We start from the raw sequence: 15,315 nt of genomic DNA, 5'->3' as shown, positions 1-15,315 counted from the left end.
CGCGGTTATTTCCGCGCCTTTCTCGTTTCATTCCTGTGCCGATTTCAGGGTGTCCATTGGTGCGAGAGCCCCGAAGGCCTGCACGGTGATCGCCGCGGCCTTATGGGCCTGCGACGCTGCTTCAACCGAGGAATATCCGGAAAGGCGAGCAGCAAGGTAGCCACCATTGAAGGAATCCCCTGCCCCGGTCGTGTCCAACGGCTGGACCCGCGATGCGGGAACCCAGAAACGCGCTCCGCTATCGTGGACGAGTGCCGCTTCCCCGCCGTTCTTGACCACAATTTCTAGCACGCCGGCGTCACGCAAACGATTAGAAGTTTCCTCGGGATTGCGATCCCCGTAGAGCTCTTGCTCATCGGAGAAGGTGGGAAGAGCGATGTCGACATGCGCAAGCGCGAGCGCAATAGACTCCCTGGCCTCGTGCTGACTTGCCCACAGTCTCGATCGAAAGTTGGGGTCGAATGCAATAATCGAACCTGTGGCACGGGCACGCGCGAGCTCAGAGAGCAGGCTCGCACGCCCATCTTCAGAAAGGATCGCTAATGTGATGCCCGAGAAATACAACAGGTCCCGGCCGTCGAGGCTTTTGGCGAGAAGCATCGGGTCGCCCGCCAATTGGCGCGCGGCCGACTGATTACGCCAGTAGGTGAAGGACCTTTCGGCTCCCTCAAGGGTAATCGCGTAGAGACCGGGATGAACAGCCTCCAGCCTCGGGCTAGATGCGATGCCGATCCCGTTTTCCCGTAAGAAGTTGATCTGTTGATCAGAAAACGGATCTTTGCCGAAAGCGGAAACAAAATCTGTTTTCGACTGCGGCGGAAGGAGCGCGCGCACCACCCAAAGAGTATTGAGCGTGTCTCCCGCATGCCCCATCTTCCAGCCGGAGTCCTGCCTGGAGAGTTCAAGCATACATTCGCCTATGGTGGCGACGGAAATCACTTCAGAGTCCAATATTCAATCCTCGAAAGCTAGCCGATAATCCCCTTCTTGTTATGTCAGCTAAGCCACTGAGAAACTAGCGAATTCTTCGGTAATTTCCGGTAGGTTCGGGATAATCTTCATCAGGTTGCGTGTGGATCCCCGCGATCCATTTTTCGAGGCGGCTGATCTCCTGCTTACCATCCAGAATCTGGAAGCGGGTCGTGTATTCTCGCGCCTCGCCGTGATCTAGCTTTATTGTCTCGTTCCGGTCACGAGCAAACTTCGCTCCAAGAACGTGATTGGTCGACGGTTCAATTCCGATCGCATACTGACCCGCCTGAAGGTTCTGCCATTCAAACATGCAAGGAAACTCAGACTTGTTCGTTATGACGGCGAAACCGATATCCTGGGCATCGTTGACGATTGCCACTGGCACACATCCTTTGGCATCGGCAACAACCTCGTGTTGCCAGACTTGCTCGTGAAACCCGATCTGCGGTTCAGGCATAGTCCGGTACCCAACACCCTGCCTGCGGTAGTCTTCACCCGCATGAGCTGCCCAGACCGTTTCAGCGATCGGCGCTAGGTAGCGCGCGCCTTCATCAAGCACCGGATATCCCACGTTGATATGGTAGCAATACATATGGGGCGTCGGGTAAAATCCCTTGTTGACGACTCTATCCTTCAACACGATTTCGTTCGACCCTACATCGACCTCAATGCGGCGGCGAAGCTCCAGATTCTCGCCGAAGACCGCGCCCTGCGAAACGATGCCTTCGCACCAAAGCACGCATCGGTCGCCGTTCCATTCCTCACCATAGCCGACGAGTCGGCCGGGAATTGTGCTGACGCGCCCATGGATTGAATTCTTGACGATCTGGCGAGGCCCGTAAACGAAGTGATCTGCGGGTGCCTCGTCCATGAACAGAATATGGTCGAGGCCGCAAGTCAGCATGAGGCCCGAAAAAGACCGAAGCCATCCGAGCCCTCCTTCGCCTTCGTACTCATGAAGGCCAGGATGACGGAATCCTGAAGGTGAATGCCATCCGATTGCCTTGCCCTGAAACTCGCAGTCGGCGATATCCATTGCGCGATCGACGAGCACGGTAAATCTGAGACCGGTCCCGGTCCTGAATTCCAGCATACGGATATCGCGTTCAAGGCCGTCGGCTAGCGTCATCATTCGCACGCCGGCAAATTGGGAGAAGGCGCCGGTACGCGCAGCTGCGTCTCGGGCCGATCGTTCCTTACCATACAAATAGACCACGATCTCGTCTCCCTCGTTAGTGGACAGGTCCGGATTGGTCTGCCAGCTCATGCAAATCGGCACCGGTAATGATGCTTTCGACGGTAAGAATGTCGCTTTCGGTGATGTTGATGTCGGCGACGACCTTGCCCTGCCGCATAATCACGGCCCTGTCGGCGACCTGAAAGACATGATGAATGTTATGGGTTATGTAGATCAGCGAGTGCCCGGCAGCTCGCACTTCCTTGATGAACTTTAAAACGCCGTTCGTCTCCTCGACACCGAGATTGTTCGTCGGCTCGTCCAGAATGATGATCTTGGCGAAAAACTGCATCGCTCTTGAGATCGATATCGATTGACGCTCGCCGCCGGAAAGCGCGCTGATCGTCGCATCAGCATTGAGCTTCTTTGAGATGCCGACCCGCCGTAGGAGGTCTGTCGCTTGTTTTCGCAGCTCGCGCATATCAAGCGGCGCAAAAATACCCATCCATTTTGCGGTGACTGGTTCGCGCCCGAGAAACAGGTTGCGGGCGATGCTGAGATCCAATGCCAGCGAGCTGTCCTGGTGGATGGTCTCGATGCCAAGCTCCATCGCGTCTCGTGGCTTGCGGACGCTGACCGGCTTACCACCGATGATGATTTGCCCCCCGGAGACCGGATACACGCCGGAGATTGCCTTGATCAGCGTGGATTTGCCCGCTCCATTGTCACCAAGCAGCGCAACAACCTCGCCGGCATTGACCGAGAAACTGACGCCGCGCAATGCCTGCACGCTGCCGAAATTTTTCGTGATATTGTCGAGCTTCAAAACTTCGTTTGTCATTGATCAGCCCCTCGCATAGCGGCCATGGATTGCCGAGTGCACTACCAGCATGAGCAGGATTATACCGCCGACAAAGATGTTGAATGCCAGGCCCGGTACGCCGACGAGCACAATACCGTTGCGGATGATGCGAAGAAGAAGAACACCGATCAGAGTGCCAACGATGGTCCCGCGGCCTCCGGTCAGAGCGGTACCACCGACAACGACCATGGCAATCACTTCGAGTTCGTATTGTTCGCCGGCCACCGGTGAAGCAGAGGAGATTCGAAATGCACTTATGACGCCAGCGAGAGCGGCCAAAAGTGACGTTGCGACAAACAGACCGATCTTGACGGCGTCGGCGGGCACCCCTCGAGCGATCGCCGCACTGCGATTGCTGCCAATAGCGGAGATCCAGTTTCCGACCTTGGAGAAGTTGAGCACGTAGAATGCTACGGCCGTCAGTCCCAGGAACCACAAGAGCGATGCATAGACCCGCACGCCGCCGATGTAGAAGCTGCCTGCCAGTGCCGTTCTCAGGATCGAGTCCTCACTCATGCTCGCCAATGGAAAGCCCTGCGTTGCAAAAAGCGTGGAGCCGCGCACGAGAAGAAGCATTGAGAGCGTTACGAGGAAGGACGAGATACCGATCCTGGTGACGAAAAAGCCGTTGAGGGCGCCTACGAGCGCACTAGTCGCGAATCCGAGAAGGAGTGCCAGCGGCAAATCAATTCCGGCATGCTGCACCAGAAGCAGCGACATGACCGGGCAGAGCGCAAAGACCGCGCCAACGGAAAGATCGAACTCGCCGGCCGTTAGAAGCAAGGTCATCCCAAGCGCAATGATGCCCAGCTCCGGCATGAATGCGAGGATGTTGGAGACGTTGAGCGCGGACAGGAACCGGTCATTGGTCAGTGTGAAGACGACGACCACAACGCATAAAATGAGGAATGAGGAGAATTCAGGCTTACGCCACAGGGTCGACGACATCGTCGCACCGCCTTTCCAAACGACAACATAGGAGAAGTTTTGGGGGCGCCGATCGGCACCCCCGATCGCCAGCTACTTCTTGGCGTAGGATTCAAGGATCGGTTCGACCGTGTCCTTGTCGTAGAGCTTCATCGTGAAGATGTCATAGCCAATGGCATGGCCGTCATGCGCCAGCTTCAGCTGGAGGATCGGCATGAAGCCCTGGTCGAACGGATACTGCCAGAGGGCCGCGTTGACGTAGCCCGCTTTTACCGCCTGAGCCGTCTCCTTCGAATTGCCCCAGCCGACCACCGGGATACTTCCCGGTGCGATGCCATTATTGTCAAACACACGCTGGACGCTGGACGCGACGAGATCGCCCAGTGCGATCACAGCGTCGACCTTGTTCGCGACGAGATATTCCGACATCTTCTGGATCGCGCCTGCCGGATCTGTTCCAGCCTCGACGACATCATATTTGATTCCCAAGGGATCGAAGACGCTTGCGATTCCCTGAGTTTCAAGCTGTTGATAGCTTGCTCCTGGCACTTCGACCGGCAGGAACACCTTTGCTCCCGCCTTCACGAGGCCCTTGTCGACAAGATAATGCGCCCAGGTTTCGCCGGCCATGCGCAGATCGGCGCCGACATATGCAAGACGGCCGAGGTCCTTGTCATCAGAATTGAAGAACACGAGGGGAATCTTTTCGTCCCTCGCCTTGACGACCTCTTCCTTCCACAGACCTGGTTGAGCTGAAGTTGTCGCGATTCCGGCCGGTTTCGAGGCCAGCGCAGCGTTGAAGGCCTCCTTCTGGACGGCGAAATCGCCGCCACTGAAAGAGATGTTGCACGTGACGTTGAGCTCGCGGCAGGCTTCCTGGGCCCCGGCGTTCCAGTCGACCCAGAACGGATCTGTTTCGCCACCGTGCGAGATGACGTAAAACACCGGCTTTTCGTCCGCAGCTTGGCTGTGGGCTGTCAGGGCGGCAAACGCCAGCAGCGCTGCCGAAACTATCTTTTTCATGCTCTCCTCCACTTGTAATTGTATCCTAAGGCCCCTCGGCCTCTTCTTGATCGATTGATCTAGAAGCTGTTTGCCGCCGTCTCCCGAAGGCGGAGTAATCCGCGAAGGCCCGCTCGTAGGAGCGGATCGCCGGCGATCGATTTAAGTTTTCCCGATCGCTCTCGAGGCTCTCAGCGACAGCGGGGCGATTCCAGCTGATGCCGTCTTCGTTCAACGCTCCCTGCGGACAACAAAGATTGATCGCCTCAGCGAGAATCAGGGCATTACCCACCCCCCATCGACGCGAATGTTTTGTCCGGTGATGAAGCCGGCCTGCCGGCTCGACAGAAACATCACCAGCGAGGCAAAGTCCGCAGGCTCACCACGGCGTTTGATCGCTTGCTGATCGATAACAAACTGGCTGTAACTTTGTGGGTCGGTATGGATCTTCTCCGCGTCCGTTGGAAAGGCTCCAGGGGACACGCAGTTTACGGTGATGCCGAATTCGCCGAATTCGCGCGCCCAGGTTTTCGCAAGGCCAATCAGCGCACCCTTTGAGGCGACATATGAGGAGAGGCCGGCAAAGCCAAGGTCGAACGTGTTACTCGCGATGTTGATGATCCGACCAAACTGGGCCTGCCGCATCGACGGGACACAGGCCTTCATGAACGCGACGGCCGCCTCAACATTGATCGTTTGAACCCGCGAAAATTCCCCAAGGTCGACGTTTTCCGCTGGTCCCGAGGGGTAAATCGCCGCATTGTTAATCAATGTATCGACGACCTCTTTTGCATCGATCTGATCTGCCAGTCGGGCAGCAATCAGATCGGGGCGAGCCTGGTCAATGGCAATGTACCGCAACCTGGTTGCGCCCGCATCTTCTCCCAAGGCCCGCCGAAGCATGTAACCCCTCTGATCGTCGACGTCTGTTGCCAGAACCGACGCTTTCGCCTGGAGCAGAAACCGCACCAATTGCGATCCCAAGCCGCCAGCAGCACCAGTCACCAGCACACAACGTCCACTCAGGTTAAACATATCCGCCTCAAAGCAAGCTTGCTGCTTGTTGAGGCAAAGTTATTCAGATGGTGATTTATTTCAATCGGACAGAACATCAGATTACATCAGAAAAAGACGCTTGCAATCTCCGCGCATCTTTTGCCCTGGCGCGCGTGCAGAATATTGGGCATTGAAGAAAGCAATCAGAAAGTGAGGGCTTTTAAGAGTTTAGAACGGGTTTTACCCGCGAGGTGTTTTGCCCAATCTGTCGGACTCTTGGGTGACGAGCTCCCTCTTAGGGAGTCCTGCCGGATCGAGGCGCCGGTACGATCAGATACCCTCTACTGATCGACACTTCTGAATATGGGAAAGCCGCGCCGCCAACAAATCACCCGCTCCCGCGGCCTGCGGCTTCTCGAAACGCTTCGCGAAGGAGACTACCCCAGTCGTTCGGAGGCAAACGACCCCGGGGAGGCGGGAAAGACCACTGTGCTATTGCCGTTGAGGAATACACGGCGATGGACATGCGCATGCACCGCCCTTGCCAGTACCTGGCTCTCCACGTCCCGACCCAATGAGATGTAGTCTTCGGCCGACTGCGCATGTGTCACGCGAATGATGTCCTGCTCGATGATCGGACCTTCGTCGAGGTCCGCTGTGACATAGTGCGAGGTGGCGCCGATCAGTTTCACACCGCGCTCAAATGCCTGCTTGTATGGATTGGCACCTTTGAAGGACGGGAGGAATGAATGGTGAATATTGATGATCCTGCCCGACATCTTTCTGCACATCTCATCCGAAAGGATCTGCATGTAACGCGCCAAAACAATCAATTCTGCACCGCTCTCGTCGGCGATGCGCATCTGCTCGGCCTCGGCGTGGGCCTTGTTCTGTTTTGTGACATTGACGCAATAGTAGGGAATATCCTGGTTCACAACGAGTTTCTGATAGTCCATATGGTTCGAGATCACAGCGACGATCTCGATCGGCAAAGCGCCTATTTTTGAACGATAAAGGAGATCGTTGAGACAGTGCCCAAATCGGGAGACCATGATGATGGTCTTCATCCGATGTCCTTCTTGGTTGATAGCCCAGTCCATGGAAAACAATGTCGCAACGTCTGCGAACGTTTTTCGTAGCTCGTCGACGCCCAGCCCTTCCTCGGAAACAAAACTGACACGCATGAAGAAGCGGTCGCCGTCGACGTCGTCGAATTGTGACGAGTCCGTTATATTGCAGCCGGAACTTGCGAGAAAGGTTGCGATCGCCGCGACAATTCCGCGGGTACTTGGGCACGTGACTGTCAGGATGTAACGCGACATCGTGAACTCCAGATGGATAAAGAAAAATTCGTCGATAGCTGGCAACGACGCTGGTGGCTTCCGGTGGACTAGGCCGAAAGATAGCTCGGATCTGACAACCCATGTGCCCTGCGGCACGCTGTAAGGGTATTTGCGAGCAGACAAGCAATCGTCATGGGGCCAACACCACCAGGCACTGGCGTTATTGCGCCGGCGATGTCCTTGGCTTGTTCGAAGGCCACATCGCCGACCAGCTTTGCTACGCCTGCACGTTCTAGTCGATTGATCCCGACATCTATCACGACGGCTCCAGGCTTGATCCAATCACCGGCTATCATCTCCGGTCGGCCGACTGCTGCGACAACGATATCCGCCCGCCTGCAGATGGACGAGATATCCCTGCTTTGGCTATGCACGATAGTGACGGTGCAATTCTCGCGCAACAAAAGCTGTGCCATCGGCTTGCCGACAATGTTTGACCGCCCGATAATCACGGCATCCAGACCGGTGAGCGATCCCAGATGTTCACGCAATAACATCAAACAGCCGAACGGGGTGCAAGGCACGAATGCCGCCTGCCCGGTCGCAAGTCGACCAACATTCATCGCGTGGAAGCCATCGACATCCTTTGCAGGGTCGATGCTGTTGATGACGATTTCGGCGTCCAATTGGGATGGTAGGGGAAGTTGGACGAGGATGCCGTGGACCGTCGGATCCGAATTCAACTGCGCAAGCAGAGTAAGCAGTTCTCCTTGGCTGCAATCCTTTGGAAGCTTGTGCTCGAAGCTGCTCATTCCCGCTGCCCGGCACTTTATCCCCTTGTTGCGGACATAAACTTCAGACGCCGGATCTTCGCCTACCAAGACGACAGCAAGTCCCGGTTTGATGCCGTGGAGCTGCGTAAGGTCTGAAACTTGGACTGTAATTTCGTCTACCATTCGGCCTGCAAACGCCCGACCATCGATGATGCGCGCGGTTCCTGCGGGGGCGGCTTTAATAAAGCTTTCTGTCACGGCGAAGCTACCTCGAGTTTCAAATCAGCTGCGTGGCAGCAGCGATTTCAGGTTTACGGAAGGATCGGCAAGCGCCTCCCGGGACGGTACAATGCGTTTTTCGATAAGCATCTCGGACAGCCTGATGTCTTTTGCGACCCCTCGCCCGGGCGCAAGACCGCTCGCAGCGCAAAGAACGCCACCGGAATCGATTTCGAACGACACCCATCCGCTGCCTGAAAGTTGTCGGCGTATCGTTTCCCGTTGCGGATCATGCAATCCCACCATCTGGACACCGAGATCGTAGTGATCGGACCAGAACCAGGGATGGATCGCGAAAGTCACCTTGCCTCCCAACATCGCCGCCGCCGCCGCCGCACCCTGGTCACAGGCATTGCGCCATGATTCAAATCGGATGCGACCCAGAACCGGATGCTCGACAGCCGCACAGTCGCCAGCGGAAAATATCCTCGGATCGGAAGTCCGCAGGCTTTCATCCACATGGATACCGTTCCCACATCGCAGACCGATTGCTTCCGCAAGGCCGGTGTTGGGGATGGCGCCAATCGCGGCTATGACTAGGTCAGCGTCAATTGCCTCGCTATGGTCGATTGTGACAGCTTGATGGGTGACCGCAGTAATGTTGGCTTCGAAGATAATCCTTACGCCTTCCAAGCGGTGACGTGCGACGATTTCCTCGGAAAGATCCTGCGGGAGGACGCGAGACATTGCGCGTGTACCCACCTCCAGGACTGTGACTAGCACGCCGCGGCTGCGCAAAACCGCTGCGAGCTCAAGACCAATCAATCCCGCCCCGATAATGACCACGCGCCGACCGGCCTTTGCCCGCGCGTAGATGATCGCGGCATCATCACGTGTGCGCAGTGTAAGCAGATGGGAGTTGTCAATTCCCGGAAGGGATCTGGCCCGCGCGCCGGTCGCAAGCAGTAGCGAGTCGTAGGAAAGCTCTTCGCCATCGTCGAAACGCACTTGCCGAGAATTCCTGTCGACAGCGGCGACCCGCCTTCCAAACCGTGTATCAATTCCGACAAAGTCCGCCGCAATGTTACGTATCGTGACTTCATCCCCGTCGGGTTTTGAAAGAGGCGGTCGCTCGTATGGCAAGCATCCCTCGGCATCGATAAGCGTCACGTTGAGCGCGCCGGCATCTCGCAAAGCTAGGGCCGCACGTGTTCCTGCTTCGCCGGCGCCGATAATGACATGTCGATGTGTCAACCGATGGTCCGTGTCTGCGATATCCATGACGTATCTTCCTGGAATGCGGTCGCTTGCCGGGCTCCCTAGCCGATAAGGATCTCTATCTGGCCGGCGACCACCCGCGTTTGATAGGTCGCCAGGTTGACGCAGACGGGCGCACGCATAGCGTCGCCGGTACGATAGTCAAACTGTCCGTTGTGCTTGGGACATTCGATCAGATTTCCCATGACCAGACCGTCGGAGAGATGCACGTTTTCATGCGTGCAATAGCCGGCAGTGGCGTAAAACGATCCATTGGGCGCATGATAGATGGCGTAACTCTTACCGTCGTGATCGAAGCGAATTACATCTTCCTCATCGATATCATCCGTTGCACAGGCGCGGATCCAATTCGTCATTTTTTGTCTTTCATGCTATGGAAGTTGAGAGAGCGCCGAGCGCGGCCAGCTCTGATTCAAAGGCCCGCAGTTCATCTTCCTGCATGCGAACCAGATGCCGCTCCTCGGGATATTGACCTGTTTCTACGTCGGCCTTGAACTCACGAAAGGCAGCAATACGCTCTGATTGTAGCCGAGCGAACTCGGCTGCGAAGTTGCGGTAGACCTTCGAGTGACGGGGCATGTGATCCTGGTTCGTTCCCAGAATGTCGCAGGCGAACAGGTATTGTGCGTCACATCCGGCACCTGCGCCCATAGACCAGAGAAGAAGGTCTACCCGAGCGCTGATGGCACTGGCTACCTCGACTGGAACGACCTCGATCTCCACTGCGAAGGCACCAGCATCCTGGTAGGCCTGACAGTCCTTCAACATTGCCAGGGCTTGACCGCTGGTCTTGCCCACCGCGCGGAATCCGCCCGTCCATGTAGCCCTGCTCGGCACAAGACCAACGTGGCCGACGACCGGTATATGCTCACGTGCGATATATTCGACGGTCGCCAGACTTCCCGAACAGTAGATTGCATCAGCCCCAGCGTTGATCGCATTGCCTGCCCACCGCAGATAGTCTTCACGTGTTCCAGCCTCCAGATGCGTCAAGCCAGTCATGGAGAATAGTGTTGGCGCAACAGTTCGGTAATCGCGATGGGTGACCAGCTCGGGCGTCACGGAAACGATATCAATGCCGGCCTCTTCGGCAGCGGCAGCTTCCTCCAGCGTGGTTATCCGGAGCATGGTGCGCTGGCCTTTTCCCTTGAGGGCGCGCAGATCCGAGACAGTCGGCTTTCTTCTCATTGGGTTTCCTCAGCGTGTGACGAACAGATTGTGAAACTCGTCGCGATATGGCTTTGCCGAGGACGGAAGCTCGCGACGCAGATAGTATTCAGGATCCTTGAGCTGCTTTTTCACTGCGCCATACATTTCAATATAGGCGTTCAGGATCGATGTATTTGGCGGCGGATAGTCATCTTTGACTAATGAGTGAAGCCGGGATAGCGCGTGATATGGCACCATCGGGAACATGTGATGTTCGATGTGATAGTTCATGTTCCAGTAGATGAACCGGCTGATCGGATTCATATAGACGGTGCGGCTGTTCAGCCGATGGTCGATGACGTTGTCGGCGAGGCCGCCATGCTGGAGAAGTCCGGTCATGACCATGTGCCAGCAGCCATAGATACGCGGCAGGCCGATGAGCATCAGCGGTATCCAGGACCGCAGGAGAACTGCCGCGGCGATTGTTGCGAGATAGATGGCGATATGAAGCCGCGCAATAAGGATTGCCTTCCAGCGCTCGCTTTCGGGAATGTAGTCTTTCTCGTCAGCGCTGAGGGAGCCTGCCGCCTGTCGCAGGAGAATGCCGATGGAAGTCCAGGCCGATTGAATGCCGATAAATTCCAGCATCAGCCTGACAACCGCCGGCGGCCGCATGAAGGAAATTTCCGGATCGCGCCCTACGATGTAAGTGTCTGTATGGTGGCGGGCGTGGCTCCACCGCCACGCCACCGGGTTGCGCATGACCTGAAACGAGGCGATCTGATACACCGCATCATTCATCCAGCGAGTTTTGAATGCCGTCCCATGGCCACATTCATGCCAGCGACTGTCGCATGCCGAGCCGTAGAGAACACCATAGGCGGCCCAGAAGGGAACGCTCCACCAGGTACCCCAGAAATAAATCCCGCCCGCGGCAAAGAGAATATGGCCAAGAACCCAGACGATCGTGTCGCGGATCGCTGGACCATCCCGTCTGCTCATCAGCTCCTTCATCACCTTGCGCGAAATCTCGGTGTGATACCACTCAGCCGAAGCTAGTCCGATATCGAGCGCTCGCTTCGAAGAAGGCCCCGTAAGACTGTAGTCGCGCAGCTGCGGCGGGGGAACGTGGCTCGTCACTCTCTAATCTCCTTGTCGGCACAACTTCCTCGGACTGAGGGGCTTGGAACGCGACCACGGCCGCCATGCAGTTTTGACTTGAAACGCGGCGGTCCACCCGCCAGGGAGGATGGCGGGTGGACCGAAGTACCTGCTCACCATCGAGAGGCACTTCCTTTACGCGCCAAAGCATGTCGACCCTTAGATGGTCCGACCGCCGTAGCGTGCGCCGATCCAAGATCCTGCTTGAAGGGCCGTCAAACCATTCTGCATTCATATTCAAACTGACCAATCAGCCCGATGCGGGGATGTCCTTCGCGTCGTTGAGACAGGAGCTCTCGCCGCGAACTTGATAGCTGCCCTGCTGGTGACGGCGAGACTAGCTTTCCTTCGATCTGTTTCAATCGAACAATCCATCAGATCACATCAGGTGAACTCATCGACAACTAACATAAAAGTAGTCTAAGTTGTGCCTGCTGGAGGATTCTTATGAAAGCAACAATTCTGGACATCGCAAGCGCCTCAGGGCTATCGACCGCCACGGTCGATCGCGTCTTGAACAACAGAGCGGGGGTGAGTGCGACGAACCGGCAGAGGGTTCTCGACGCCGCCCGACAGCTGGGCTATCTCGCTGTGACCGATGCGGTCGCGTTGCCTAGCAAGCCCGCTCACCTTGAATTTCTCATTCCGGGAGGCAGCAACGCCTTTATGGATAATCTCGTCAGCAATATTGAAGACTTTTCATCGCGGCTTCCGCTGGTTGCTTCCTGCAGGATCCACAGGCTTCAGGACATTTCGCCAGACGAAATGCTGGCCGCGATCGAGAAAATATCCCTTCGAACCAGCGCGGTGGGCGTCATTGCGCCAGACCATCCCAAGACCAGAAATGCAATGAGAGAGCTGAGCGAAGCCGGCGTTCGCCTCGTCACAATCGCATCAGACATCCCCTCAGTTCCAAGGGCATCTTATATCGGTATTGACAATCGCGTTGCGGGCAGAACAGCTGCTCTCTTGCTTGGGCGGCTTTCGGCAGGGCGCAAGGGCAAGGTTGCACTTTTCATCGGCTCGCGTTCCTACCGAGGGCATGAAGAGCGAGAAATGGGCTTCCGGTCGGTTATTGCCGAGGAATTCCCGCATCTGTCCGTTGGTCATCAAATCGAAATTAACGAAGAGCCTGAAGCAAGCTATAGTGCCGCTTCATCCTTGCTGGCAGATCCCGTCGATCTGGTTGGGATCTACTGCGTCGGCGCCGGCAGAAGCGGCATCGTGCGTGCCCTGAAATCAACAAAGCTCGACACCAAGCCCGTTTTCATCTGCCACGACCTGACGGAAGAGACGCGCCGCTATCTTCTCGACGAGAATGTCGATGCGGTCATCGATCAAAATGCCCGACTTATGGCCGAACAATCAGTCATTGGTATGCTTGGGACGCTCGCATCCGCTGCACCCTACTTGACGCGAAAGTTTATTGAACCGCGCATTATTCTTCGCGAAAACATACCGGTTATTTAGGGAGTTGATCAGTCGTCAGGTGCTGCCTCGGACGATGAGCTTGAACCCAACGTCAAGGCTCCTTTTCGGAATCCGCCTGCTGTTCATCGCCGCAAGCAGCAAATCGGCTGCCGACTCGCCGATCTGATATGTCGGCACCGAGATTGTCGTTAGGCCTGGATTAAGTTGACGAGCGATTTCATAATCGCCGAATCCGGTAATTGCCAACTCGCCCGGGACAGAGATCCCGATTTTTTGACATTCCAGCAAAGCGCCCGAAGCAAATAGGTCGCTAGAGAAAACGATCGCGTCCGCCTCCGGATACCGTTCGCGCACTGTTCGCAGAAGCGCCGAGCCGGTATCCATCGAAATCGGCTTGTCTGAAATGATGACCGTTCGTCTAGGTTGGTCTGGAAGCAGCCGGTTTACGGCCTGCTCGAACCCGACCAATCGTTCCTTCGCGCGATAGTCGCCAGGCTTTATGACACCCGAAAAGACCAGGTTCCGGTAACCCTTGCCAACCAGATGATCGACAACGCAGTCGATCGCTGCACTGTTCGAAAACCCGACCAGCATATCGATGGGGCGCTCGGTCCAATCCCAACTCTCCACAACCGGCACGCCCGATTTTTTCAAGAGCGACATCGTCGATCTATTGTGATGGGTACCGATAATAAAAAAACCGTCGGGTCGACGGGCGCTGAATGTACGAACAAGGGCCTCTTCACGGTCCTGGCGATAGTCGGTGTGGCCAATGAAGAGCTGATAGCCCTCTTCTAGCAGTATCTCATTCAGCCCCTGGATGGTCTCGGAAAAGATCGATGCCGACAGCAGGGGAATGATTGCAGCAACGGTCTTGCTCTTGTTCGAGGCAAGATGACTGGCGGCAAGATTTTGGACGTAGTTCGTTGCTTTGATCGCCTCCTCGATCCTTGCATAAGTCTCTTCTGAAACCTCTTTGGGATTTCGCAACGCCCGCGACACGGTCTGCGCTGAAACGCCGGCATGCTGCGCCACATCGGCCATGGTCGCCGCATAGGCGCTTGACTTTCGACGTGACCTTCGAGCCGTCGGAGGATTTGCGCTCAAGGATATCTCCCTACTGTGTTCCCATTGTTGTATCCATTCCAAAGCCAGAGGCAACTTCGAAGTCACATGCCATCCAGATAATTAAGCGTTAGCGCTAACGTGAACGCCAAGGCAGTGGGGGCTGGTGTCCATCAGAATGGTTCGGACGAAACGCGGCCACAGAGCGTACGTAGCATGCCTTGGACGATCGCAATACGAACAAGACCACAACGCCAATCTTGATCGTCTAGGTGAGCGGAACCATCAGGTCGCGGGAAAGCTGGAAGGCGTGGGACTGGGCGAGAGAAAGACCGTGCGACCTTTCGCGAGGCGCCAGCGGGACAATTCCCGCTCGATGCCTCCTGAAAGGCGCGGCTATGGGCGCGATCACCGCGGCGGCGAAGCCACAGCGGCCGTATCTCGTAGCGGACCCTTCATGGGTTGATCGAAGTGGATCCGGAACTGCGCCAGGAAGCCATCACAAGAGAGCGGGCATTGGGTTCATGCTGTGTGCCTCCACAACAACGCGCGACTTTTTCTAGCCTTCTCGCGTTGTCACGAAGCAGACCGGTGCAGTCACAAAACGCCGGCCGCGCCGGCGGTCATGCAACGACTATTCGCGGTGTCGCGTCTCAGATGATATCAAGAGTTTTCGCCTTTTCGATAGCACTGGTAGTCGATGCAGCGTGACGTGTCTGCGTTGCGCGATCGAGATCGAGCTGGACTCCCGCGAGACGCTTTCCTTCGATCGCTGCGATTTCCGAAGGGCTCTTTCCAGCGGAAGCCCACCGTAGATAGAGGATTTGTAGCGACGACAATTTGGTCCGATGTTTCATGGTGCGCCGCATCAATCTTGATTGACCATTTGAGCCAACTGCCCGGGCTATCTGCACATTCATCTTTTGATTCTCGATAAGCCTCTTGAATATCCCAACCAACAGGTATACGCAATAGAAAGAAACGGTCAGCCGTTTGATTAATGATAGACGGCTTCATCGT

Annotated in this window: 14 protein-coding genes; 1 reads left to right on the top strand and 13 read right to left on the bottom strand. The window is 56.2% G+C overall.

From position 1 onward, the window contains the following. Positions 1 to 27 precede the first annotated feature (27 nt). The 12 genes from AC13QE_RS30425 to AC13QE_RS30370 form a co-directional block, all read right to left on the bottom strand. Positions 28 to 951 carry a sugar kinase gene (locus AC13QE_RS30425; protein WP_488486555.1) on the bottom strand — a complete coding sequence of 308 codons (924 nt, stop codon included), beginning with the start codon at positions 949 to 951 and terminating at the stop codon, positions 28 to 30. A 64-nt stretch (positions 952 to 1,015) separates the two neighbouring features. After that, entirely contained in the window at positions 1,016 to 2,188 is a 1,173-nt protein-coding gene (locus AC13QE_RS30420; RefSeq protein ID WP_488486559.1) for an aldose 1-epimerase family protein, read from the bottom strand. A gap of 16 nt (positions 2,189 to 2,204) precedes the next feature. Beyond that, the gene (locus tag AC13QE_RS30415) at positions 2,205 to 2,990 is read right to left on the bottom strand and encodes an ATP-binding cassette domain-containing protein (RefSeq protein WP_488486554.1); all 786 of its coding nucleotides are present in this window, start codon (positions 2,988 to 2,990) and stop codon (positions 2,205 to 2,207) included. 3 nt (positions 2,991 to 2,993) lie between these two features. Then, entirely contained in the window at positions 2,994 to 3,959 is a 966-nt protein-coding gene (locus tag AC13QE_RS30410) for an ABC transporter permease (RefSeq protein ID WP_488486553.1), read from the bottom strand. Positions 3,960 to 4,031: 72 nt separating this feature from the next. Then, positions 4,032 to 4,961: a sugar ABC transporter substrate-binding protein gene (locus tag AC13QE_RS30405; RefSeq protein ID WP_488486552.1), complete on the bottom strand. Its 930-nt coding sequence runs from the start codon at positions 4,959 to 4,961 to the stop codon at positions 4,032 to 4,034. A gap of 255 nt (positions 4,962 to 5,216) precedes the next feature. Continuing rightward, on the bottom strand, positions 5,217 to 5,975 hold the full coding sequence (locus AC13QE_RS30400; RefSeq protein ID WP_488486551.1) for an SDR family NAD(P)-dependent oxidoreductase: 759 nt from the start codon (positions 5,973 to 5,975) through the stop codon (positions 5,217 to 5,219). Positions 5,976 to 6,373: 398 nt separating this feature from the next. Next, positions 6,374 to 7,258 (bottom strand): formyltetrahydrofolate deformylase, encoded by an 885-nt coding sequence (gene purU / locus AC13QE_RS30395; protein ID WP_488486550.1) that lies wholly within the window; start codon positions 7,256 to 7,258, stop codon positions 6,374 to 6,376. 68 nt (positions 7,259 to 7,326) lie between these two features. Beyond that, on the bottom strand, positions 7,327 to 8,250 hold the full coding sequence (folD, locus tag AC13QE_RS30390; RefSeq protein ID WP_488486549.1) for a bifunctional methylenetetrahydrofolate dehydrogenase/methenyltetrahydrofolate cyclohydrolase FolD: 924 nt from the start codon (positions 8,248 to 8,250) through the stop codon (positions 7,327 to 7,329). A 24-nt stretch (positions 8,251 to 8,274) separates the two neighbouring features. Beyond that, complete coding sequence (locus AC13QE_RS30385; protein ID WP_488486548.1) at positions 8,275 to 9,492, bottom strand: NAD(P)/FAD-dependent oxidoreductase; 1,218 nt, start codon at positions 9,490 to 9,492, stop codon at positions 8,275 to 8,277. Between the two features lie 38 nt (positions 9,493 to 9,530). Then, positions 9,531 to 9,845, bottom strand: a complete 315-nt coding sequence (locus AC13QE_RS30380; protein WP_488486547.1) for a MocE family 2Fe-2S type ferredoxin — start codon at positions 9,843 to 9,845, stop codon at positions 9,531 to 9,533. A gap of 10 nt (positions 9,846 to 9,855) precedes the next feature. Further along, the gene (locus AC13QE_RS30375) at positions 9,856 to 10,677 is read right to left on the bottom strand and encodes a 3-methyl-2-oxobutanoate hydroxymethyltransferase (protein ID WP_488486546.1); all 822 of its coding nucleotides are present in this window, start codon (positions 10,675 to 10,677) and stop codon (positions 9,856 to 9,858) included. 9 nt (positions 10,678 to 10,686) lie between these two features. Then, positions 10,687 to 11,778 (bottom strand): fatty acid desaturase family protein, encoded by a 1,092-nt coding sequence (locus tag AC13QE_RS30370; protein ID WP_488486545.1) that lies wholly within the window; start codon positions 11,776 to 11,778, stop codon positions 10,687 to 10,689. Positions 11,779 to 12,246: 468 nt separating this feature from the next. On the opposite strand from AC13QE_RS30370, the gene AC13QE_RS30365 reads away from it, so the two are divergent. Continuing rightward, complete coding sequence (locus AC13QE_RS30365; protein ID WP_488486544.1) at positions 12,247 to 13,269, top strand: LacI family DNA-binding transcriptional regulator; 1,023 nt, start codon at positions 12,247 to 12,249, stop codon at positions 13,267 to 13,269. 15 nt (positions 13,270 to 13,284) lie between these two features. Here AC13QE_RS30365 and AC13QE_RS30360 read toward each other — a convergent pair whose 3' ends face one another. After that, positions 13,285 to 14,274, bottom strand: coding sequence for a LacI family DNA-binding transcriptional regulator (locus AC13QE_RS30360; RefSeq protein ID WP_488486543.1), 990 nt, complete (start codon positions 14,272 to 14,274; stop codon positions 13,285 to 13,287). Between the last annotated feature and the right edge of the window lie 1,041 nt (positions 14,275 to 15,315).

It is taken from the genome of Martinezella sp. CNPSo 3957 (assembly GCF_057784395.1).
This window is presented reverse-complemented; position numbering and strand designations above follow the sequence as displayed.

Coding starts and splice junctions, on each gene's coding strand:
- AC13QE_RS30415 (WP_488486554.1), bottom strand. CDS start 2,990: ATGACAAACGAAGTTTTGAAGCTCGACAATATCACGAAAAATTTCGGC.
- AC13QE_RS30410 (WP_488486553.1), bottom strand. CDS start 3,959: ATGTCGTCGACCCTGTGGCGTAAGCCTGAATTCTCCTCATTCCTCATT.
- AC13QE_RS30405 (WP_488486552.1), bottom strand. CDS start 4,961: ATGAAAAAGATAGTTTCGGCAGCGCTGCTGGCGTTTGCCGCCCTGACA.
- AC13QE_RS30400 (WP_488486551.1), bottom strand. CDS start 5,975: ATGTTTAACCTGAGTGGACGTTGTGTGCTGGTGACTGGTGCTGCTGGC.
- purU (WP_488486550.1), bottom strand. CDS start 7,258: ATGTCGCGTTACATCCTGACAGTCACGTGCCCAAGTACCCGCGGAATT.
- AC13QE_RS30385 (WP_488486548.1), bottom strand. CDS start 9,492: ATGGATATCGCAGACACGGACCATCGGTTGACACATCGACATGTCATT.
- AC13QE_RS30380 (WP_488486547.1), bottom strand. CDS start 9,845: ATGACGAATTGGATCCGCGCCTGTGCAACGGATGATATCGATGAGGAA.
- AC13QE_RS30375 (WP_488486546.1), bottom strand. CDS start 10,677: ATGAGAAGAAAGCCGACTGTCTCGGATCTGCGCGCCCTCAAGGGAAAA.
- AC13QE_RS30365 (WP_488486544.1), top strand. CDS start 12,247: ATGAAAGCAACAATTCTGGACATCGCAAGCGCCTCAGGGCTATCGACC.
- AC13QE_RS30360 (WP_488486543.1), bottom strand. CDS start 14,274: ATGGCCGATGTGGCGCAGCATGCCGGCGTTTCAGCGCAGACCGTGTCG.